Origin of the sequence: Dictyobacter arantiisoli (assembly GCF_008326305.1) — a bacterium.
Lineage (GTDB): Bacteria > Chloroflexota > Ktedonobacteria > Ktedonobacterales > Ktedonobacteraceae > Dictyobacter > Dictyobacter arantiisoli.
Genome location: NZ_BIXY01000044.1, coordinates 14,320 through 36,420, shown reverse-complemented (window position 1 = coordinate 36,420; position 22,101 = coordinate 14,320). Strand labels below are relative to the sequence as shown.

Genomic DNA, 22,101 nt, shown 5'->3' with positions numbered 1-22,101 from the left:
AACTTGAAGTGGTATTTTACAATAATACAATATTCGATATGGAATCATAAGAATTTCATTCTGAGGAGTAGGGCTCATGGCAATCTCATTTTCACGCACGCCGGAAGGCGATGTTATCAGTGATCACCACCTTATTGCCCAGGTATTGGGTGAAGCGCTCCCATATATCGACTTTTTAAAGGGAAAAACGCTGGTGATCAAGTTGGGTGGAAGTACATTAGAGCATCAGCGTGGGGTGTTGCAAGATATCATCTGGTTGCGTGCGTTGGGTGCGTATCCTGTGCTAGTGCATGGTGGCGGCCCATATATTAATGAGTGGTTGACCAAACTTAATCTGCCTACACGCTTTGTCAATGGCCTGCGTGTAACGGATGCCGCTACCCTGGATGTGGTGCGTATGGTGTTATTGGGTCAGATAAATCAGGGCCTGGTATTGATGTCCTCTCAGATGGGCGGAAAAGCGATTGGATTGTGTGGAACTGATGGTGGCATGGTACGCGCTCATATTAGTGATGAGCGTCTGGGTTTTGTGGGCGAAATTGATTCTGTCGATCCGATGCCGGTTGAGGCACTTTTGAAAGAGGGTTTTATTCCTGTGGTGGCCCCTCTTGGTGAAGGCCCGGACGGAACCTGTTTGAATATTAATGCTGATCTGGTCGCGGCTCATATGGCCGGAGCGCTGAATGCTGAAAAGTTAATCTTCTTGAGTAATGTCGCTGGTATCTGCCGCGCCGATGGTACATTGATGACTGAGGTGCGCGAAAGCGAAGCTCGCCAGTTGATTGATGATGGTGTGATTAGCGGCGGCATGATTCCAAAAGTAACGGCATGCCTGGATGCGCTGGCTGCTGTGCCGCGCGTGCATATTGTCGATGGCCGCGAGTCACATGTTCTGTTGCGTGAGCTATTCACCGACAAGGGCGCAGGTACTATGATTATCCGTTAAAAAGATGTCGAAATACGTGCATGGTGAAGGGGGTGGATAGCACATTGTATGCGTCGCTATCCACCCATTTTTATTGTGCGAACACTGATGAGGTGTGCGATGTCGCGTAACGGCGTGATTGGATGATACACTATCTTTATAGTACTGATCTGGCATTTGAATATTCTTTCTTGATTAACTATGGGCAACGTTGCTCTTGTTTGTCGTTTCAGGTAGCAGCCGACGCAGTTCTGATCCCTGGAGCGCTTGCGTATGACAAATGTAAAAAGAATAGCATGTCGGGAATATGGTTGATATCAATTATCTTTCCGAGAGATAGATTGAAAGGGATATTTTGAGCAACGTTGTTGTTTTTGATCTGGATGGCGTGATAACGAGCGAGATGACATACTGGATTGCGGCGGGTTTGGTACTGCATGAGTTATTGTATAGTCCTCGCTATTGGAATGTGAATGGCGCGACGTCTTACGTCTCACCGGCTGATGCTGAGGAATGTATACGTTGGAGCCATGACGTCTTGCCAGAATCGGTTATGCTTAGTTTTAAGGCACGCTCTCTTAACTCCAACTGGGATACCTGTTTTGCTGCTGTGTGCCTCTGTTTACTCTATTTATTAGAGCAAGTGGAGAGCGTGCCGGAGCGTACTGCCCTCTTCCCGATACAACCATGGGATGCAGATTGGTTGGCAGCTTTTCGTACAGCATTAGCCCACGCAGGTTTGGGAAGTGACATTTCCGCTCGAGCCTACCAGCGTCTGAACGAGCCTGCTTTTCAGAATTATGTAGGATTGGAATTATTTGAAAACCTGACTATTCATGCCAATGAGATCTTTGGGCAGCCGGTTGAGGGCGTGTTTGCACGCTATAGCCTCTTCTGGTCCAGTTGTCAGGAGCTCTTCCAAGAGATCTATCTAGGTGATGAATTATATACTCAGGTCTACCATCATTCTCCCACACAGGCGAGGCCATATGCTTGTATTGCTATGGAACAGCCAGTGTTGCCAGTAGAGACCTTGCATGAGACTTTACGTACGCTCAAGGAGCAGGGCTATACCTTAGGTATTGCCACCGGTCGCCCTCGTTCAGAGGCGGTGGTTCCGCTGCGAAATTATGGATTATGGAAGTATTTTGATCCAGCCTATGTCATGACCCATACAGAGGTCGCACTGGCTGAAGAGCAGCTGGCTTTGCGGGATGACAATACTTCGCTGGTCAAACCACATCCCTATCAATTTCTCAAAGCCGCAGATCCAGACTATCAGATTGGTGAGTCTGCTCCGCCACGTGGAAGTTTTATTGTCGTTGGGGATACGACCAGCGATGTACGTGGTGGTCAGGCCGCCGGAGCTATCGTCATAGCTGTTCTAACGGGTGCCCTGACCGTAGATGCGCGCCAGCAATTGGAGCTTAGCCAGCCAGATTTCCTGATCCCTGACGTTTCCAGGGTACCGGAGCTTCTGACACGTTTAGATGATCTGATAACCATCCAGCGGATGCAATTTATAGAGCTTAATAAGGCTGAGATGCTATTGCGACGCTGGTTTACCCATCATCTCAAAGTGCCAGTGGATGAGATCACTTTGACACCTAAAGCAGTCTCGCTTAATTCCTTCAACGGTATCTATCGAGTTGGCGGCGAAGAGTATTTTTTCAAAACTCATGTCGAGGAACAGGGGATTTTGGAAGAGTATTATCATGCCGAGTTATTGCATCATGCGGGTTATAATATTGTATTGCCTTTGCGTACCGTGCATGAGAAGGGGCAGCAGATGGTTATTTATCCTGTCATTCATGCCCCGGTGATGTTTGATTTGATGCGTGCAGTGGAGACTGGTGATACCTCTCAGGCCAACGTTGAGATGCTAAGATCGGCTGAACAATTGGAATGTGAACGGTTACTGGCAATCTATCGTGAGACGTTACAAAAGAGTACAGTTGAAGAGCATGAGCAGGCCCCGATTCATCAATTGTTCTGGCATCGTTTGACTGGTGGACGTTTGCAGAGCTTTTACGAGGACAAATGGTTTCCCTTGCCTGGCCAGAACACATATGAGCAAGGTGGGCAGGCTCTATCCTTCGCGGATCTGTTACAGTATCAATGGACCATCAATGGCGAAGATGTGGGAGGTAATGCCTCGGAGTATGGGCAAACATTGGGCCAGTTAATCGAGCGCGCCAGAGAGGTTTTGCAGCCCGCGCAGGCCGCTTTGACCGTGGTTGGCCATGGGGATGCCCACTTTGGGAATGTGTTTTTAGAGCATAGCACTACCTATCAATATTTTGATCCCGCCTTTGCCGGACGCCATTCTCCACTATTAGATGTCGTCAAACCGTTCTTTCATAACGTTTTTGCCACCTGGATGTATTTTCCACAAGAGGTTGAACAAGACCTCCAGATTTCGGTGCACATTGAGGATTCACGTATTGTGATTGAGCATAATTATCAGGTGACACCAGTACGGCAAGCTATCCTTGCTACGAAACGGACGCATCTGATTATGCCCTTGCTTGAGCTCTTACGTGAGCATCAGGCATTGCCGGACAACTGGGAAGAAATAGTTCGTCTGGCCTTGATGTGTTGTCCACTGTTGACAGTGAATTTGTTAGATACTACGAAGCGGTCAGCAGCGATATGTTGGTTGGGACTTTCGCAGGTCATGCAGATGGGCAATTTCTCAATCATAGGAGGATAGGTGTATGATTTCCATTATCGATTATGGAGCAGGCAATATTCGGAGTATTGAGAAAGCTCTGGAACATGTTGGAGCGCAGGTACAGGTGACAGACGATCCACTGGTCGTAGCCAATTCCCAGGCCGTGGTCCTGCCCGGTGTTGGCTCAGGTGGAGCAGCGATGGCTCGTATGACAGCACGTGGACTTGATAGTGCTATTCGTGAAGCCACATCTCAGGGGAAGCCATTTCTGGGTATCTGTCTGGGCATGCAGTTGTTGGCAGATCATCATGAAGAGGGTGGGGTAGATGGTTTGCATTTGTTCCGTGGTGCAGTACGCCGTATTCCGCATGGTCCCAAAATTCCCCACATGGGCTGGAATCAGATTCGCCCTTTGCAGGCGGGACTGCCTATTTTCGCAGATGTGCCGAGTGATGCCTATTTTTATTTTGCGCACTCTTATTATGTAGAGCCGCAAGATCAAACGGGCGTCGCGGCTGTCACTGATTATGGTTCTCCCTATTGTAGTGTGATTGTTACTGAGCAAGTCTGGGGTACACAATTTCATCCTGAAAAGAGTGGGGATGTGGGAATGCAGGTGCTCAAAAATTTTGTGAAATGGGTGCAGCAATGATTATATTACCTGCCATTGATATTAAGGATGGGCGTTGTGTGCGTCTCTTTCAAGGCGATTACGCTCAGGTAACCACCTATGATACTGATCCTGTGGAGGTGGCACTACGCTGGCAAGCGGCCGGAGCCAGTTGGCTGCATCTGGTCGATCTGGATGGTGCTAAAGCAGGATATCCGGTGAATATTGAATTGATCAAACGTATTCGCGCAGCCACGACGCTACGGATTGAGGTTGGCGGCGGTATGCGCACGTTGGAGCATATTGAGCAAATCCTTGAGGTGGGCGTGGAGCGGGTTATTCTCGGCACTGTGGCGATCACAAATCGGGAATTATTGCAGCAGGCATTGGATAGATGGCAGGAAAGAATTGTTGTCGGTCTGGATGCACGTGATGGTCTGGTGGCTATTGCTGGCTGGTTGGAAACATCGCAGGTGAAGGCCGTTGATCTGGCTCGAGAATTGTCAGCCATCGGAGTGCAGCGTTTTATCTATACTGATATTGCACGTGATGGTGCTTTGATTGGGCCTAATCTGCCAGCGCTTGCTGAGATGCAACAGGCGGTGTCGAGTGCATTAATCGCCTCCGGTGGAGTGAGCTCGCTGAAAGATCTGCATGCCCTGGCCCAGAGTGGAGTAGAGGGAACGATTGTGGGCAAGGCGATCTATACTGGAGCGGTCGATCTCGCCAGTGCTATTCGTGAAATTGAAAGGTAAAGGCTATGCTAACGAAGCGTATTATTCCCTGCCTGGATGTGATGGATGGCCGTGTGGTAAAAGGCGTAAGCTTTGTCAATTTACGCGATGCTGGTGATCCGGTCGAGTTAGCGAAATTGTATAATCTGGAAGGCGCGGATGAAGTAACATTTCTGGATATCACCGCCTCGTATGAGAAACGGGCTACTATGCTTGATGTGGTGCGGCGAACTGCTGAACAAGTGTTTATTCCTGTCACTGTAGGCGGTGGTATTCGCTCGGTAGAAGACATTCGTGCGACGCTGGGGGCCGGGGCGGATAAGACGTCGTTGAATACAGCAGCCGTACAGCATCCTGAGCTGATTACGGCTGGATCAGAGCAGTTTGGGGCGCAGTGTATTGTGCTGGCGATTGATGCACGGGCTAATTCCGCCATGCCAAGCGGTTATGAAGTGTATGTGCATGGTGGCCGCACGCCGACGCAACTCGATGTGCTGGAATGGGCGCAACGCGGCGTTGCCCTGGGTGCGGGCGAAATATTACTGACCAGCATGGATCGTGATGGGACGAAACGAGGATATGATATCACTTTGAATGCCAAAGTTTCGGCGGCAGTGACGGTGCCGGTAATTGCTTCTGGTGGCGTTGGTACTCTGGAGCATATGTATGAAGGGCTCACTGAAGGGGGCGCTGATGCTGTTCTGGCAGCTTCGATATTCCACTTCGGAGAATTTCGTGTACGCGATGTCAAGCAATACTTACAGTCAAAAGGGGTAATAGTACGGCCATGTTAAATTTTGATAGCCAGGGATTAGTCCCTGCTGTGATTGTAGATGATGCTACCAATGAGGTGTTAATGGTAGCTTTTATGAATCAAGAATCGCTGCAATTGACACGTGAGACTGGTCAGACGCATTTTTTTAGCCGTTCCCGCAATAAAATCTGGCATAAGGGCGAGCAATCCGGCAATGTGCAGGATGTGCGTGCTATCTTTGTAAATTGCGAAGAAAACAGTCTTTTGATTCGTATCTTTCAGCATGGGGATGCGGCATGCCATGAGGGTTATCAAAGTTGTTATTACCGTCAACTACTGCCAGATGATCGTTTAGAGATTGTTGCTGAGCGTGTGTTTGATCCAGAGGATATCTATCAAACGGAGAAAGAGGAAGTCCCATTGAGTTCAAATGAGGATGATGCTGCGGTTCAGACACCACTGCAACTGGAGCAGTCGTTACGCCAGTTGTATGCGGTCTATGCTTCTTTGAGGGATCAAGATCGAACTGCCATTTCGAACACATCTCGCCTGTTACATGAGAAGAATCAAACCTTCCTTGAGGGACGGCTCGCTGATGAACTAAGCGAATTGATCGGTGTGCAAACAGGTGAGCACATACATACGAATTTGCCGGAAGATACGGCACTGGAGGGAAGTCAGGTAGGTTATTGGTTATTCCTGTTGGCTGCGATTAATGATCTGACATATGAGCAATTTAATCCTCATACTGCCTTGCTACAAGGATTTGCCGGACAGTATACAACGGAGAAAGCTGTAGAATTACGAGAACAATGTGTGCAGGCGGTTACTACCCATAATACAGCTCAGTTGATTCATGGACTGACAACTGGCTTCTCGATTGTTGGCTGGGCGTGTATTTCAGCTGGTATCAGTCCACTGGCTCCTATCGAGTACGACCTGGAGCAGATGCGACGTAAAGGTTTAGTGGACTAGTTTTTTGTCTGGCGAAATGGGATCATGTACAGGTGATAAAATATGTCTTTTCTCATATTTTTACCGTATTTGATCCTTTCTTTATCGGGATCTTAATGCTCACCTGCTGGCAGGCGCGCAAGCGCCTGCGCCCTTTTTAGTGTGTGGTGCAGGAAAGGTGCACAGCACCTTTCCTGCACCACACACTAAAAAGATGTTTGAGCACCGCAGGTGCGAAAACTCATGCACAGAGACTGTGAAAATCACGGGAATCAAACACTTAGATAGTCTTAAGGGCGACGCATTACTATCTTTGTTGTTTAGCGCTGCCCGTACTGCTTGCATGCTAGCTTAATGCTATAGAGATCGTAAGTACTTTTATACAGAGGCTTGCCCAGTATGTATGAAAAATGATAAAATACTTTTGAAGTAGTTATCACGATCCAAATAACCTTGATAAGGCACAATTTCACTACCATCTTCAGGTAGAAAAAATTATCGTGTAGTATGCTTGTGAAGATCGGATAGCTTTAAATATTCATCTTGGTCTGAAGTGTAAATAATCTTTTGTATAGGGTACATATGTGAAGAAGGGATAGAGAGTGTGGAGATTGCAGGTTGTCCGTGTGGAATATGTGTGAGAGTTGTGTGTTTGAGAGGATTATACGCGTATGGCTATTAAAGCTGTCATTTTTGATCTGGGGGGCACATTGATTGATTGGCCGGACTGGGATGATGATATCTGTCGGCGTTGGGCGCTTTCCTACGATTATCTTGTTGCTAAAAGCGCCACCCATGGGTGGCCTGAGCGTAGCCGTTACGTAGAATCCATGCGTAATGCTGAGTTAGAGCATTGGAAACGCGTGAATACTGTGCAGACGAGTAACACGCCAGCGGAAGTTTTGCTTGAAGGATTCCGAACTCTAAAATGTGATGTAGGTATAGACGATCTAGAGTTGGCGCTGGATGGCTATGCACAGGCTGTCGATGGTTGGTCGATGGTGTTTCCTGACGCTGCATCGACATTGATTGAGTTACGAAAACGAGGATATCGTCTGGGCTTGCTTTCTAATACCTGGTGGGCGGCCGATTGGCATAACGCTGACCTGGTCCTGCATGGCCTGAACACATTGCTGGATGTGGTTGTTTATACCTCCGATCTTTTCCACTCTAAGCCGCATCCTGAGGCTTTTTTTAAGATTTGTAAGCGGTTGCAGGTTGCACCCGAAGAGTGTGTGATGGTAGGTGATCGTCTGGTTGATGATGTATCTGGTGCACTGGGGGTAGGCATGCGAGGTGTATGGAAAAAGACTGATTATCCCTGGCCTGAACCTGCACATATTCATCCTACCGCTATCATCTCTACCCTGGCCGAACTTTTGCCACTATTGGATCGCTGGAATTAAATATCCATACACATGCACTTTTAATCAGCTCCGCTCAATATCGCAGATTTATAGTGATGTCTGTCTGACTGGACAAGGGGGCTTTCAAGCATTTCAATGCCCCCTTGTTGTTGGTGTTGATGCGGTTAATTATTGAATGGTGGGCAGGTAAGTGGGCTCACGGCGTGCTTTTGTTGCTTGTTCAAAAGCGTAAGCGAGTTTGATTAGCGTTGGCTCGCTATAAGCTCTGCCTGTAAAGGTAATGCCGACTGGTAATCCCTGTACGTGGCCTGCTGGAACGCTGATCGCTGGATATCCAGCCATAGCTGCTGCCTGTGTACTACTCCCGCTATAATGATCTCCGTTAACCGGGTCGATATGCCAGGCAGGGCTACAACTGGGCATGACCAGAGCATCTAATTGATATTTATCCATGATTGCGTCAATACCTGCCTGCCGTGAAAGCTGGCGGCTGCTCGCCAGGGCTGCCTGATATATGGTATTGTCAAGCCCGCTGGTAGCCTGTGCTTGAATCAGTTGCTCCTGCCCAAATAACTGTAACTCTTGATCTGCATGCTCGAGATTAAAGGTGATAATATCTGCCAGGGTATGAACTGATGAGTCTGTCAGTTCACTCAAATACTTGTTAAGATCGGCTTTCAACTCGTAAAGCAAGACTTGGTTCTCAACCTCTGATTTAGCCATTTGTTGCGCAGTGATGATATCCGCTGGATCAATCAGGATGGCACCTTGCGATGCAAGTTGTGTAAGTGCTGACTCAATAAGGGCATCTGCTTTATGGCTATAGCCAAAGTAGACACTACGTGTAACTCCGATACGGGCTCCACGTAGCCCATCGGCATCTAGAAATTGGGTGTAATCAGTCTGGAGATGGGTTGCACTTTCTCGTGTTGCTGCATCGCGGTCATCCATACCTGTAATGATACCAAGCACAAGAGCGGCATCCGCAACTGTACGAGCCATGGGACCAACGGAGTCCTGGCTATGGGCGATAGGAATAACGCCCGCCCGGCTGGTAAGCCCGACCGTGGGTTTGATGCCAACTATATCTGTCATTGAGGCCGGGCAGATAATAGATCCATCAGTTTCAGTGCCCAGTGAGACCGAGGTCAAATTAGCTGCTACCGCGACGGCGGAACCTGAACTCGATCCACAGGGAGTGCGATCCAGGACATAGGGATTATGCGTTTGACCACCGCGACCGCTCCAACCACTGATCGATGGATTGCCACGAAAATTCGCCCATTCACTTAAGTTGCTTTTTCCCAGGATAACCGCGCCTGCGGCCCGCAGCTTTTGTACCACAAAGGCATCGCGTGGAGGTCGTGAGCCGACCAGTGCTAGCGAGCCAGCTGTTGTCTGCATAGCGTCGGCGGTAGCAATATTATCTTTGAGGATAATTGGAATGCCATGAAGTGGTCCTCGTGATCCTTGAAGAGCGCGTTCCTCATCTAATGCTGTCGCAATGGTGAGGGCGTCTGGATTGAGTTCAATAATTGAATTGAGCGTTGGCCCATGCTGATCAATACTATGGATTCGTTTCAGATAGCTTTCTGTCAGTTGGCGGGCTGTGAGGTGACCCTGTGACATGGCCGCTTGTAATTCAGCAATAGTGGCTTCTTTCAGATGCATGTAAATACCTTTATATACTTTTTAGCATGCTAGCAAAAAAAGAGTCCTATTGAACAGGCAATAGGACTCCTGGTTGATTACATCTTTTTATTTACGTACAAACTATACATGTTTCCCATCGCGCACATTCTTACCAAGCACGATATCAATGGTATAGTTACCAAGTTTCTTCGTCGACTCGGGCGAGATATGTTCGCGATAAACCTCTTCAAAGGACGGGAAATCACGTGGGCTAATGGAAAGGAGCAGATTCAAGGCCAACGTCTCTGACATGATCTCTGTCTGGTAGGGTTGCAGAATCTGTGCCAGTTCGCGATCTGTATAGATTGCCAGCCCGATATGATCCTCAATATTGAAACCTGCTTTTTTACGCATATCCTGGATGAAGTGGATCAGGTCGCGGACCATGCCTTCTTCACGTAACAGTGGTGTGATCGTTGTTTCGAGCGCGGCAATATATCCTCGCTCTTCGGCTGTCACAAAGCCAGGACGGGCGGTTGCCAGCACCTCAACTTCATTCGGTGTTAATGACACTTCCTGACCTGCGATAGTCAATGTCAATGTTCCTGTTGAGTTGAGTTGGGTTGCGGCTTCCTGGGCCTCATGAGCTGAAAGCCCTTTGAGATGCCCCAGGATTTTTTGTACCAGTGGACCGTATTTGGGTCCCAGGATTTTGACCTGCGGTCTCAGGGTATAGTTCAGCATTGCACTGTCCGCACTCATAAGTTCTAGATGTTTGATGTTCAGTTCTTCAAGTACCTGATCACTTAAACGTTGGAGCGCCTCCTCCTCAGCGACAGTTGGCACGTGGACATAGAGCGCGTTCAGAGGCTGGCGCACACGGATTTGAGCTTTCTCACGCGCTGCGCGTCCCAGTCCTACAATACGCATTACCAGATGTGTCTCATTGGTCAATTGTTCATTGATCAATGCCTGGTCTACCTGTGGCCAATCACAGAGGTGAATGCTTTGGGGCGCTGTTTGATCTACACTGCGCACCAGATTCTGATAAATTTCTTCAGTCAAGAATGGCATAAAGGGTGACAACATTGTAAGTAAGGTCGTCAGACATTCATAGAGTGTCAGATAAGCAGCGAGCTTATCATCATCCAACTGAGATTTCCAGATGCGCTCACGGCTACGGCGTAGATACCAGTTTGAGAGGTCCTCCAGGAATGATTGCAGGGCCTCGGCAGGTTTCGTTGTATCGTATTGCTCTAATCCGCTAGTCACATCGCGGATCGTCTGCTGTAGCTCTGAGATGATCCAATGGTCTAGCTCGCTACGACTCGCCATTGGGAGTTGATGTTGGGTGGGATCAAACTGGTCAATGTTCGCATAAGTAACAAAGAACCAGTAAACATTCCAGATTTTATCCAGCGTACGCCGGGTCAACATCCACTTTTCACTCAAGCGCACCGGGAGGCCGCTCTCCGCCGACTTCTGCATATCCTTATCAGTAGGGATACTGGGAAAGTTCAGATTTTGTTCTGGTGTATGATTAGCATAGAGCCAGCGCATGGTATCAGATCCGACACGTTCTGCTGCCTCATCAAAGACAATCATATTGCCCTTGGATTTGTGCATGGGTGTGCCATCTTCAGACATCAATGTGGCATAGCCAAAGAGTGTCTTGAAGGGAGCCGTCTTCTCCAGTACTGTACTCATCACCAACATCGAGTAGAACCAGTTGCGGAACTGGCCAGGGAACGATTCGGTCACAAAATTGGCCGGGAACCATTGTTTCCAATACTCATGATCGGTGCGATAGTGTATAGTAGAATAAGGCACGATACCGGCATCCAGCCAGGGATTTCCCACATCTTTGATGCGCGAGACCTCATTCCCACACTTCTGACATTTGATTTTGATGCCATCGATATATGGGCGGTGTGGGGTATGACCATCGAACTCTTCCCAGCCCGCAACTGCTCGCGCCTGTAACTCTTCACGGTTGCCGATTACTTCGAAATTGCCGCATTGCTGACAATCGAAGATAGGCAATGCCAGTCCCCAGTAGCGCTTTTTCGAGATCATCCAATCATCCATATTGCGCAGCCAATCCATCTCGCGATCAAAGCCGAAAGCGGGAATCCAATTGATCTGGCGCACAACATCCATGATTTCATAGCGGAGTGTATCCATCGAGATGAACCATTCGTCAACCAGGCGGAAGATCAACTCAGTTTTGCAGCGCCAGCAGGTAGGATAGCGATGCTTGTAATTTTGTGGGCGATAGAGCAATCCCTTTTTCGTCAGGTTCTCCGCAACCAGCGGACCGACTTCACTGGTCTGTTTGCCTGTCAGCCAGTCAAAGCCTTCTTTGTACACACCAAACTCATCAACGGGAGCGATTGCCGGCAGTCCCAGTTCCTTCGAGAGGCCAAAGTCCTCTTTACCACAACCAGGAGCGATATGCACGATCCCGGTACCCTCGGTGGCATTGGCCTCTTTCCAGGGGATTACCGTGTGCACGATCCCTTTTTCAGCAGGAAGTTCATCGAACGGTCCCTGGTATTTCCAGCCCACCATTTCACTGCCTTTAAGGGTTTCAACAACCTTATACTCGCCCTTGTCGCGGCCTTTCAACGCTTTCAGCACCGACAGCAATGATTCGACGAGATAGTAGTACTCGCCATCCTGTTCTACTTTTGCGTAGGTGAGTTCTGGATTGACGGCTGCTGCCACATTGGCTGCTAGCGTCCAGGGCGTTGTGGTCCATGCCAGTAGATATTCTCCTGGTCGATCCAGCAGTGGGAAGCGGACATACAGACTCAGATGGGTCAGTTCCTTATATCCCTCAGCCTCCATCTCCATATTTGAGATACCAGTGGCACAGCGTGGGCACCATGGCATTACATCGTGCCCTTTATAAAGCAGGTCACGTTCCCGGCATTTCTTCAGGAAAGACCAGATAGTATAGTTGTTCTCATCTGAAAGAGTGTAGTAACTATTATCCCAATCCATCCAGTAGCCCAGGCGAATCGACTGCTCAGTCTGGCGTTTAGCAAAGGTAAAGACGCGCTCTTTACATTTTTCCACGAAAGCCGCGATGCCATAGTCCTCAATATCCCGTTTGGTTTTGAGGCCGAGGGCTTGCTCAACATTAACCTCTACCCAGAGACCCTGGCAGTCAAAGCCATTCTGGTAGCGTTGCTTATAGCCTTGCATTGTTTTGAAGCGTTGATAGAGATCTTTGTAGGTACGGCCCCATGCGTGATGCACACCCATGGGATTGTTCGCGGTAATTGGGCCATCCAGGAAAGAATAGCGTTTCTCACTCTGCTCATTGCGATGCAGATACTGCTGAAGGATATTATGGGTCGCCCACCAGTTTTGGATGGTATGTTCAAGCTGTGGATAATCGACACGATCCGCTGCCACAACGGGATTGAATACATTTGCTTTTACTGACACTCTGTCCTCCTCTGCGTATAAGGGCTACGAATAAAAAATGGCACGCAGACGAAATGTTTGTATTACAATGAATGCAATAAGGGATAAATAATTACGAATTGTAAGAATCGAGCATAATTTCCAAACGTTTGTTAATTCTGCCCTTATTCTCTGTTTTAGTTATGCGAATACCACCGACCTCGCGTGTATGGTTGACGTGTGTTCCACCATCAGCCTGTAAGTCCAGACCGACAATTTCAACAATGCGCACCTCTTCGATATCAGGTGGTAACAGGTTGATTTTTGTGCGAACCAGATCTGGAATCGCGAATGCTTTTTCGCGCGGTAGGGAATAGACACGAATTGGATAATCTGCTTCAATAGCTGTATTGACCTGTTCTTCAATGTAGTTGATGCGTTCTTTATCCAAATTTTCCATCGCGAAATCCATACGTGCGCGATCAGGATACATCTGTCCCCCGGTGACTTGAATACCAAATTCTTTCCAGATGATACCGCAAAGAATATGTAAGGCAGTATGGGTGCGCATCATCTGATAACGGAAATCCCAATCGATGGTACCCACAACTTTCGTCCCCAGAGGCGGTGGTGGATAATCAAGGGAGTGCCAGACAATATCATTCCTTTTATGCATCGAAATGACACTGGCAGGATAATCCTGATTCTCCCAGGTAATGATGCCACGATCCGCCATTTGTCCACCACCACCTGGATAAAAAGCGGTAGCATCCAGGGCGATATCATCGCCTTCAATCGCCACAATGGTGGCAGTGCACTCATAGGTAAAGCTATTTGTATGGTAAAGGAGCTTTGTTTTCATGCTCGGTTCCTTTTCATCAACAAAAAAACCCCTCGCCCGCAAAGGGACGAGAGGAAATCCCGTGGTACCACCCTGTTTAATCCGGCAACATCAGAGCCGAATTCACTTCATTACACTGTATTCCGTTACAGTTCCCAGCGAGAGTTTCCCCATGTCAACGGTTTTGCTCGTCTTGTAAGGGTGCGTAGATGTTAAGAACGCATACGGGAATGGCGGGCGGATTACATGCCTTCATGATAACGGGAAGGGGCCGACTACGCCTACACACGTATCTGTCTTCATAGACGACGGGTATATCTGAAAAGGATATATGTCGAGAGAGGACACCTGCGCCATGCCTTGCAAGGCCGGCGGTATGTTTCGGCTCGTGGCTCTGGAGTGATTTTCGACGCGTGGCTTGTATCCGCTTACACCATATGTGGACTCTCTGTAACAAGCTTGACGGTCTACTCGCTCCATCTTTGCCTTTGTGAGATATTATTTCTATCGTGATGTACTGCCTATTCTCATTCGGCAATCAGCTTACCTGACGAGAAGGAACAATGCGTTTCGCTGTGTATTTTTTGCTGCATCTCCATTATTCGCATGCTCTCTATCCTGTTGAGACTAAATTGACTTGCGATTCGTCTTAATTTCAGCGGTCTATAGTACCGTGAATATTTTGGAGTATGGTAAAGCTATGATACCATAGTAAATGGTAGAATACAATACCTGGATAGAAGACACGAGCAACGAGGCTCATTCCTCAATTTCGTGTTCCGTAAGTTATACTAACTCGTGTGAAGGTAACCTAAGGAATATTATGCAAAATCTAGAAAGCTATTATGGTCCCAATGCGGGTTACGTTCTTGAACTCTTTGAACGTTATCAGCAAGATCCTGCATCGGTCGATGCCGCGACACGTGCCATTTTTGAGACCTGGACCCCGGAAGATGTGGCGGATGCATCACTACAGAAGAAACAAAGCACGCAGGATACCGCAAAGCCGTCTATTGATCATGAAAACACGCCAGCTTTCTCACGTAATCAAGTTGTAAAAATTGTAGCCGCTTCTACCTATGCTCATGCCTTGCGTGAAAAGGGGCATTTAGGAGCGCATTTAGATCCATTGGGAAGTGAGCCATTAGGTGATCCAGCGCTCAAGCCTGAAACCTATGGTTTGACGAAGGAGGATTTAGAGCAACTTTCTCCCAAGGCGATTGGAGGCCATTCAGCGGAAGGTGTAGAGAACGCACTGGAAGCGATAGATGCTCTGAAGGGTATGTATTCAGGCACCATAAGTTATGAGTTTGATCAGGTAAAGAGTCCAGATGAGCGGCGCTGGTTGCGCGATGCTGTTGGTTTAAACCTGTATCATCGAGATCCCAGTGTGGCGGGAGCCCGAAAATTTTTGAAGCGTTTAACGCAGGTAGAAACGTTTGAACGTTATTTGCATCAAACTTTCGCTGGACAGAAGCGTTTTTCTATTGAAGGCATGGATATGCTCTTGCCAATGCTCGATGAGATCATTGGAGGCGCAATCGATTCTGAGACCAAAGAAGTTGTCATAGGTATGGCACATCGTGGTCGGCTGAATGTGCTGGCCCACGTCTTAGGCAAGCCATATGCTGCGATTCTGGCGGAATTTTCACACTCAAAGCACGAGGAAGGAATTCCACTTACCGACAGTTTTGGATATGGATGGACTGGTGATGTGAAATATCATCTGGGAGCTGAACATATCTTTGGTGAAGGTGCAGCAGTGGATTTGAAGGTTGTACTCCCACCCAATCCCAGCCATCTGGAGTTTATTAATCCTGTGGTTGAAGGGATCGCCCGGGCCTCGCAGGAAATACGCATCGTAGCAGGTGCGCCGTTGCAGGATGTTGACAAAACGTTGCCGATCCTGATTCATGGTGATGCTGCTTTCCCGGGCGAAGGCGTTGTCGCTGAAACAATGAACCTCTGGCATTTACGTGGCTATTGGGTAGGTGGCACTATTCATATTATTGCCAATAACCAACTTGGTTTTACCACTGATCCCGAAGATAGCCGCTCAACGCCTTTTGCAAGCGATCTGGCAAAGGGTTTTAGTATTCCAATTATTCATGTAAATGCCGAGGATCCCTATGCCTGTTTAACAGCGGTACGTATCGCCCATGCCTATCGAGATCAATTTCATAAAGATGTGTTGATTGATTTAGTTGGCTATCGACGGTGGGGACATAACGAAGGCGATGAACCTGCGTTTACGCAGCCAAAGATGTACGATATCATTCGTGCTCATCCTACGGTGCGTGAAATCTATGCTCGAATGCTTGTAAAACAAGGCTTGATCCAGCAAGAAGAGGTTGATGAACTGGTTGTCGAAGCAATGGCAACATTGGAGCAGGCGAAGCAAGAGGCTGATAGCGGTGCTTATGCGGTTGAGGAGCGTCCTGATCCAAAGCGTAAGCGGCAAAAGCCTGTACTGGCAACCGCTACTGAGGTTCCTGCTGAACAAATACGAGCCTATAATGAGGAATTATTAAGCTGGCCGAAAAGCTTTACGCCGCATCCGAAACTGGCGCGTATTTTGCAGCGCAGAGCTACAACTTTGGGACCTGAGGGTGGTATAGATTGGGGTCAGGCCGAAGCATTAGCGTTTGCTTCTATCCTGGCTGATGGTACACCAATTCGTCTTACCGGACAGGATGTCGAGCGGGGCACGTTTAGCCATCGCAATGCGGTCCTTCACAATACGGACAACAATGAGATTTATATTCCATTGCAACATCTGGTTGATTCTCAGGCATCATTTTCCATTTATAACAGTCCGTTGAGTGAAGTAGGCGCGCTCGGTTTTGAATATGGATATAGTATCCATGCGCCTGATACCCTTGTCCTATGGGAAGCTCAATTTGGCGATTTCTCCAATGTTGCCCAGGTTATTATTGATCAATTTATTGCTTCAGGTCGGGCAAAGTGGAAGCAAAATTCATCACTCGTCTTGTTGTTACCTCATGGATATGAGGGACAGGGACCAGAGCACTCAAGCGCACGCTTAGAGCGCTATCTTCAATTGGCCGCACAGGATAACTGGCGTGTCGCAAATTGTTCAACTGCAGCTCAATATTATCATCTTTTGCGTTTGCAGGCGCACAATTTGAAGACCTATCCACGACCGTTAGTGATTATGTCACCCAAGGCGCTACTCCGTAATGCTCAATCAGCCTCGCACTTAGAAGATCTTGCTCAGGGAAGTTTCCAACCTGTTATAGACGATCAGAAGGCGCGTCGGCAAGCGGACGAAGTGCGGCGAATAGTCCTATGTACCGGTAAAATTGCTATTGACTTGCTTGCACATAATAGTCATGCTCATAATGAAGGTATCGCGATTGTACGAGTTGAAATGCTCTATCCATTCCCTGGCGAAGAAATCAAGCGCATCTTGAATACCTATCCCAATGCACATGAAGTTGTCTGGGTACAAGAAGAGCCACGGAATATGGGTGCATGGAGTTATATGTTGCCTCGTTTATCAGAAATTGTAGCTCCCACCGTTACCGTGAATATCATTTCTCGTCCTGAGCGATCGAGTCCAGCCGCAGGCTTCTGGGATTTATATATAGCAGAGCAAGAGCAAATCGTTGCCGAAGCCTCCCATTTACCACTAAAGCAGCCCGGAGGAAACTATGTCCATTGAAGTTCGAGTCCCTGAACTAGGTGAATCTATTGTAGATGCGACAATCGCATCCTGGCTAAAAAAAGAGGGTGACACGATTAAACGTGGCGACACCCTTGCTGAACTTGAGACTGATAAAATCAATGTTGAAGTAAACGCTGAGCAGGATGGCGTGCTCCAGAAAGTGTTGAAGCAGATCGGTGATGTGGTTGCGGTGGGTGAGGCGATCTGTGTGATTGGTGAAGGTGCGTCAGTTGCCAGCAATGGAGCCGTGCCAGCTGAAAAGATAGCAGCCGCTCCAGCAGAAGCAAAGTCACAACAAAATGGTATGCGAGATCAATCAGTGGCATCTGGTACAGCTCCATTTGCTGATGCTCAACGTCCGCCTTCGCCATTGGCACGCCGTATTGCTGCCGAGCATCATGTTGATATTGCGCAAGTACGCGGTAGCAGTCCCCATGGGCGTGTCACGAAAGATGATGTTGTCAGCTATTTAGAGCAGAATGTCCAGGGACAAGCCAAACAGCCTCCTGTAGTTGAAACACAGGCTGTAGCGCCGCAACCACGTCCGGTGACGCCGCCAGCCCCTCAAGCTGTATTAGACAGCAGTGATCGGCGTGAGGAGCGTATACGTATGTCTCGCCGCCGGCAAACGATTGCACAGCGTCTGGTTGAAGCGCAGCATACAGCGGCTATGCTCACCACCTTCAATGAGATTGATATGAGCGCGGTCATGGATGTGCGAAGTCGTCGTAAAGATGCCTTTAAAGAGAAGCATAATGTCTCCCTTGGTTTTATGTCCTTCTTTACACGGGCAGTTGTCGGTGCTTTAAAGGCTTATCCCCGTCTCAATGCTGAAATTCAGGGAAATGATATCATCCTCAAGCACTATTATGATATCAGCATTGCGGTCTCTACAGATGAGGGCTTAGTTGTCCCCGTGGTGCGCAATGCTGACCGCAAGGGTTTCGCACAGATTGAACGTGAGGTAGCTGACCTTGCAAAGCGTGCGCGGGCGAATACACTCTCCCTGGCCGATTTGCAGGGAGGCACCTTTACAATCACGAATGGTGGTGTCTTCGGCTCATTACTATCGACACCAATTTTAAACGCTCCTCAGGTAGGTATTCTGGGCATGCATAAGATAGAGCAGCGTCCAATAGCACTGGATGGGGTTGTCATTATTCGCCCTATGATGTATGTTGCACTTTCTTATGATCACCGTATTGTCGATGGGAGTGAGGCAGTGCGTTTCCTGACAACGGTAAAAGAACTGATCGAAGATCCAGAGTCTCTGCTACTTGAAGGATAAGTCAATGCCCTGTTTCTCTCGACATGATGCGTTTATACCTGTATAATCAGGGGACTAGAGAAGAACCACTATTTGAAATAACTTGCCGGTGACGATGTCTGATGATCCAGATTCAGGCATCGCTACTGGTTAGCTAAAGGTGAAGTCTCACATAAACGCCATTGCGAGGTATATTGCCGGGAGTGGATATGCTGGTATGGTTATAGATCACACACGGCAAGAACAGAGGGAGCCTTCAGGGTAATGCAGTCAGGAAATAATTATCCTCAACAAGCAGGGAACAGCGGTGATATCAATTCGCTTATTGGCAAGTCATTAGGTCAGTTCCAAATCGTTGAGCGTATCGGTGTCGGCGGAATGGCGACCGTGTTCAAAGCATATCAGCCGACGCTGGACCGCTATGTCGCCATTAAGGTCTTGCCAGCTTATCATGCGCGAGATCCTATCTTCGTGAAGCGTTTTGTACAAGAAGCGCGTTCAGTAGCGAAGCTGGCGCATCCGAATATCGTGCAAATACATGATTTTGGTGAACAGGATAATATTACGTATATTGTGATGGAGCACGTGGATGGTGGGACGCTTAAAGATCGCCTAAAATCTCCATTACCAGTACCTGTAGCAATAGACTTTATTATCCAGGCAGCCGAAGGACTGGATTGTGCCCATCGCAATGGTATTGTGCACCGAGATGTCAAGCCTGCTAATATGCTACTACGCCGTGATGGGCATCTCTTGCTCTCAGATTTTGGTATCGCTAAATTACTTGAGGAATCCACCAGTTTGACACGTGTTGGGACGGGGATTGGAACACCGCAATATATGTCTCCTGAGCAGGGTATGGGACAGAAGGTAGATCGCCGTAGCGATATTTATTCGCTAGGGATTGTCCTGTTTCATTGTCTGACTGGTCGCGTACCCTTTACCGCCGATAGTCCTTTAACGGTCACGGTAAAGCATATTAACGAGCCGTTGCCAGTCGAGCGTCTGGTGAGTGAGGGCGTACCTGCTCCTGTGATACAGGTTGTGCAAAAAATGACAGCCAAACATGCTGATGATCGCTATCAAGCGGCGGATATGGTCATAGATGCTTTGACGAGCGCGCTGGCGGCATCCAATTTATCTCTGCCCCGTCTCTATCGTGTCTCACCAGTATCTAATCAGCCTGGTGGGTATAATCAAAGTGGACCTTACCATGGGCAGGCGGGTGGTAATCCTGCCGCATCTGTAACCTGTTTCCGTTGTGGCGCCGTCAATCCCAGTTCGCGCCTTTACTGTACGACCTGTGGGGATGAGCTAGCAAATTCGCGCGCCAGTAATGATACTTTTATGGTCAATGGTCGCCCTGTGCTGGCGCGTTTGACCATTCAGACCGGTTCAGCGAAAGGGCGCTCCTATCGGTTTCATCAGGATGTGACAACGGTTGGACGTACCAATGGCAACGATCTGATTATTTCTGGGCGCTCAGTATCGCGGCGTCACTCGCGCCTCTGGTTCGCGGATGGGCATTGGTATCTGGATGATGTGGGGAGCTCGAATGGGACGTTGGTCAATAGTGTGCGTGTTTTTCAGCCGGTCGTGCTCAATGATGGGGATGTAATCAACTTTGGGGACGAGATAGTCGTATTTAATATAGCGTATGGTCCGTAAGTTGTGGGTTATGGTATGATGCATTGACGGTCCTTACGTTGTGAAGATCAATTTTTGCGACCTCTTAGAACGCTGAAAAACAGGCGGTCGCATGCTCCTATGGAAGGACAAGTATTATGAGTTCCATTAATCCTGTTGTCCAGGTAGCACAACAAATGCTGTTAGGCGGTGCTGTCAAGCAGAATCACGCCCTTGAGCATGCTACAATTGTGCTCCTTTCCCGTAAATATCCCGAAGTACGTTTATCCGGTATTTCTTTTGCCGCCGGCTTTTTTGTATTTGGAGATTTGCCGACTGCTGCTATTCGTCCTGCTGCCGATGAAGCGTTACAATTATTGCGTACAACACAACCAGAATTAGCTGTGCACGAGCGCTGTGGCACAAATCTTGCTGTGGCAGGTTTATTGACAGGGCTATCGTCGATGGCGGTTGCGAAAATGCGCCGTCCATATAGCACCGCGAATAATGTCATATTAGCCTCTACTGCATCGCTCATCCTGGCGCGTCCTCTAGGCTTAACTGTTCAGCGCTATATTACAACGCAGACACCTAACTCATCAATGCGTATTCTTGACGTAAAGTCATTGACCGTAATGGGTGCGCCTGCGCATTTTGTGAGTACTGATAATCCCGATGCGGCCGGTTTGTTCGCGTAGAGAGGTAGATGTACAATGGGACAGGAAGAGCGCTCACGATTTTTAGTTGAGACAGATTGGCTCGAAAATCATTTACATGATCCGGCAGTGCGCATGGTAGATATGCGTGGTTATGTGCGCACAGTTGTGAAAGATGGTGCCCAGGAGGCAGTCTATGTTGGCGCCCCTGAGGAATATGCGCAGGCCCATATTCCTGGTGCCGTTTATATCGATTGGACACAAGATATTGTAGATCACAATGATCCCGTTGAGGCGCAGATTGCGTTGCCGGAACATTTTGCGGAAGCGATGCAACGGGTTGGTATTGGTGATGAACATCTTGTAGTCGCTTACGATGCGCATCCCGCTTCACAGTTTGCTACCCGTCTCTGGTGGGCACTTACTTATTATGGACATACACGAGTAGTGGTGCTCAATGGTGGACTGCCCAAATGGATGAGAGAAAGACGACCTCTGGACAGTGAGCAACCAGTTTATCCTGCGGCAACCTTTACACCACGTCGGCAACCTCAATTGCGTGCGAGCGCTGAAGATGTTCTGTCTATGCTGGGGAAGCAAGGGGTAACACTGGTGGATGCGCGTGATAGTGGACAATATAATGGTACTGTGGTGCGGGGCGCTGGTCGCGCGGGACACATTCCAGGCGCGTTGAGCTTACCACGTGAGGAATTGATTAATCCTGCTGATGGCACGTTTCGTTCAGAGGAAGAGTTGAAGCAGATCATCGATGAGGCTCATATTGACCCTGCGCAACGTGTCGTGGCGTACTGTAATGGTGGTGTTGCTGCCACTAGCGTTCTTTTTAGTCTTGCCATGCTGGGTTATCCACAATTGACGAACTATGATGGCTCCTGGAATGAATGGGGGATACGTCAAGATCTTCCAGTTGAGATTTAAAAGGAGTAGATGAAACCGAC

General features: G+C 48.4%; 15 protein-coding genes. 12 read left to right on the top strand and 3 right to left on the bottom strand.

Annotated features, from left to right (window positions below):
- The first annotated feature begins 76 nt into the window (after positions 1-76).
- The 7 genes from argB (at position 77) to F1593_RS15270 (ending at position 8,057) form a co-directional block, all read left to right on the top strand.
- Positions 77-946: an acetylglutamate kinase gene (argB, locus tag F1593_RS15300; RefSeq protein WP_149402434.1), complete on the top strand. Its 870-nt coding sequence runs from the start codon at positions 77-79 to the stop codon at positions 944-946.
- Between the two features lie 334 nt (positions 947-1,280).
- Positions 1,281-3,638 carry an HAD family hydrolase gene (locus tag F1593_RS15295; protein WP_149402433.1) on the top strand — a complete coding sequence of 786 codons (2,358 nt, stop codon included), beginning with the start codon at positions 1,281-1,283 and terminating at the stop codon, positions 3,636-3,638.
- A 4-nt stretch (positions 3,639-3,642) separates the two neighbouring features.
- A complete protein-coding gene (hisH, locus tag F1593_RS15290; protein WP_149402432.1) occupies positions 3,643-4,251 on the top strand; it encodes an imidazole glycerol phosphate synthase subunit HisH in 609 nt (202 codons plus the stop codon).
- The gene (gene hisA, locus F1593_RS15285; RefSeq protein ID WP_149402431.1) at positions 4,248-4,964 is read left to right on the top strand and encodes a 1-(5-phosphoribosyl)-5-[(5-phosphoribosylamino)methylideneamino]imidazole-4-carboxamide isomerase; all 717 of its coding nucleotides are present in this window, start codon (positions 4,248-4,250) and stop codon (positions 4,962-4,964) included. Before hisH ends, hisA begins: the two co-directional genes overlap by 4 nt.
- 5 nt (positions 4,965-4,969) lie before the next feature.
- Positions 4,970-5,737 (top strand): imidazole glycerol phosphate synthase subunit HisF, encoded by a 768-nt coding sequence (hisF, locus tag F1593_RS15280; protein WP_149402430.1) that lies wholly within the window; start codon positions 4,970-4,972, stop codon positions 5,735-5,737.
- Positions 5,731-6,672 carry a phosphoribosyl-AMP cyclohydrolase gene (hisI, locus tag F1593_RS15275; RefSeq protein WP_149402429.1) on the top strand — a complete coding sequence of 314 codons (942 nt, stop codon included), beginning with the start codon at positions 5,731-5,733 and terminating at the stop codon, positions 6,670-6,672. Before hisF ends, hisI begins: the two co-directional genes overlap by 7 nt.
- A 650-nt stretch (positions 6,673-7,322) precedes the next feature.
- The gene (locus F1593_RS15270; protein WP_149402428.1) at positions 7,323-8,057 is read left to right on the top strand and encodes an HAD family hydrolase; all 735 of its coding nucleotides are present in this window, start codon (positions 7,323-7,325) and stop codon (positions 8,055-8,057) included.
- A 129-nt stretch (positions 8,058-8,186) separates the two neighbouring features.
- Here F1593_RS15270 and F1593_RS15265 read toward each other — a convergent pair whose 3' ends face one another.
- The 3 genes from F1593_RS15265 to F1593_RS15255 all read right to left on the bottom strand — a co-directional run bounded on the left by F1593_RS15265 (position 8,187) and on the right by F1593_RS15255 (position 13,926).
- Positions 8,187-9,689 (bottom strand): amidase, encoded by a 1,503-nt coding sequence (locus tag F1593_RS15265; RefSeq protein ID WP_149402427.1) that lies wholly within the window; start codon positions 9,687-9,689, stop codon positions 8,187-8,189.
- A gap of 102 nt (positions 9,690-9,791) precedes the next feature.
- Complete coding sequence (gene ileS, locus F1593_RS15260; RefSeq protein WP_149402426.1) at positions 9,792-13,106, bottom strand: isoleucine--tRNA ligase; 3,315 nt, start codon at positions 13,104-13,106, stop codon at positions 9,792-9,794.
- Positions 13,107-13,197: 91 nt separating this feature from the next.
- Entirely contained in the window at positions 13,198-13,926 is a 729-nt protein-coding gene (locus tag F1593_RS15255; protein ID WP_149402425.1) for an alanyl-tRNA editing protein, read from the bottom strand.
- An 802-nt stretch (positions 13,927-14,728) separates the two neighbouring features.
- Between F1593_RS15255 and F1593_RS15250 the strand changes: the two genes are divergently transcribed.
- From F1593_RS15250 to F1593_RS15230, 5 genes are all read left to right on the top strand, one after another.
- Positions 14,729-17,590, top strand: coding sequence for a 2-oxoglutarate dehydrogenase E1 component (locus F1593_RS15250; protein ID WP_149402424.1), 2,862 nt, complete (start codon positions 14,729-14,731; stop codon positions 17,588-17,590).
- Entirely contained in the window at positions 17,580-18,881 is a 1,302-nt protein-coding gene (gene odhB, locus F1593_RS15245) for a 2-oxoglutarate dehydrogenase complex dihydrolipoyllysine-residue succinyltransferase (RefSeq protein WP_149402423.1), read from the top strand. Before F1593_RS15250 ends, odhB begins: the two co-directional genes overlap by 11 nt.
- Positions 18,882-19,124: 243 nt before the next feature.
- Positions 19,125-20,528: an FHA domain-containing serine/threonine-protein kinase gene (locus tag F1593_RS15240; protein ID WP_149402422.1), complete on the top strand. Its 1,404-nt coding sequence runs from the start codon at positions 19,125-19,127 to the stop codon at positions 20,526-20,528.
- A 116-nt stretch (positions 20,529-20,644) separates the two neighbouring features.
- A complete protein-coding gene (locus tag F1593_RS15235; protein WP_149402421.1) occupies positions 20,645-21,184 on the top strand; it encodes a DUF6391 domain-containing protein in 540 nt (179 codons plus the stop codon).
- A gap of 15 nt (positions 21,185-21,199) precedes the next feature.
- Positions 21,200-22,081 (top strand): sulfurtransferase, encoded by an 882-nt coding sequence (locus F1593_RS15230; RefSeq protein WP_149402420.1) that lies wholly within the window; start codon positions 21,200-21,202, stop codon positions 22,079-22,081.
- Positions 22,082-22,101 lie beyond the last annotated feature (20 nt).

Coding starts and splice junctions, on each gene's coding strand:
- F1593_RS15235 (WP_149402421.1), top strand. CDS start 20,645: ATGAGTTCCATTAATCCTGTTGTCCAGGTAGCACAACAAATGCTGTTA.
- F1593_RS15255 (WP_149402425.1), bottom strand. CDS start 13,926: ATGAAAACAAAGCTCCTTTACCATACAAATAGCTTTACCTATGAGTGC.
- F1593_RS15270 (WP_149402428.1), top strand. CDS start 7,323: ATGGCTATTAAAGCTGTCATTTTTGATCTGGGGGGCACATTGATTGAT.
- hisF (WP_149402430.1), top strand. CDS start 4,970: ATGCTAACGAAGCGTATTATTCCCTGCCTGGATGTGATGGATGGCCGT.
- F1593_RS15240 (WP_149402422.1), top strand. CDS start 19,125: ATGCAGTCAGGAAATAATTATCCTCAACAAGCAGGGAACAGCGGTGAT.
- odhB (WP_149402423.1), top strand. CDS start 17,580: ATGTCCATTGAAGTTCGAGTCCCTGAACTAGGTGAATCTATTGTAGAT.
- F1593_RS15250 (WP_149402424.1), top strand. CDS start 14,729: ATGCAAAATCTAGAAAGCTATTATGGTCCCAATGCGGGTTACGTTCTT.
- hisH (WP_149402432.1), top strand. CDS start 3,643: ATGATTTCCATTATCGATTATGGAGCAGGCAATATTCGGAGTATTGAG.
- F1593_RS15230 (WP_149402420.1), top strand. CDS start 21,200: ATGGGACAGGAAGAGCGCTCACGATTTTTAGTTGAGACAGATTGGCTC.
- hisA (WP_149402431.1), top strand. CDS start 4,248: ATGATTATATTACCTGCCATTGATATTAAGGATGGGCGTTGTGTGCGT.
- argB (WP_149402434.1), top strand. CDS start 77: ATGGCAATCTCATTTTCACGCACGCCGGAAGGCGATGTTATCAGTGAT.
- F1593_RS15265 (WP_149402427.1), bottom strand. CDS start 9,689: ATGCATCTGAAAGAAGCCACTATTGCTGAATTACAAGCGGCCATGTCA.
- hisI (WP_149402429.1), top strand. CDS start 5,731: ATGTTAAATTTTGATAGCCAGGGATTAGTCCCTGCTGTGATTGTAGAT.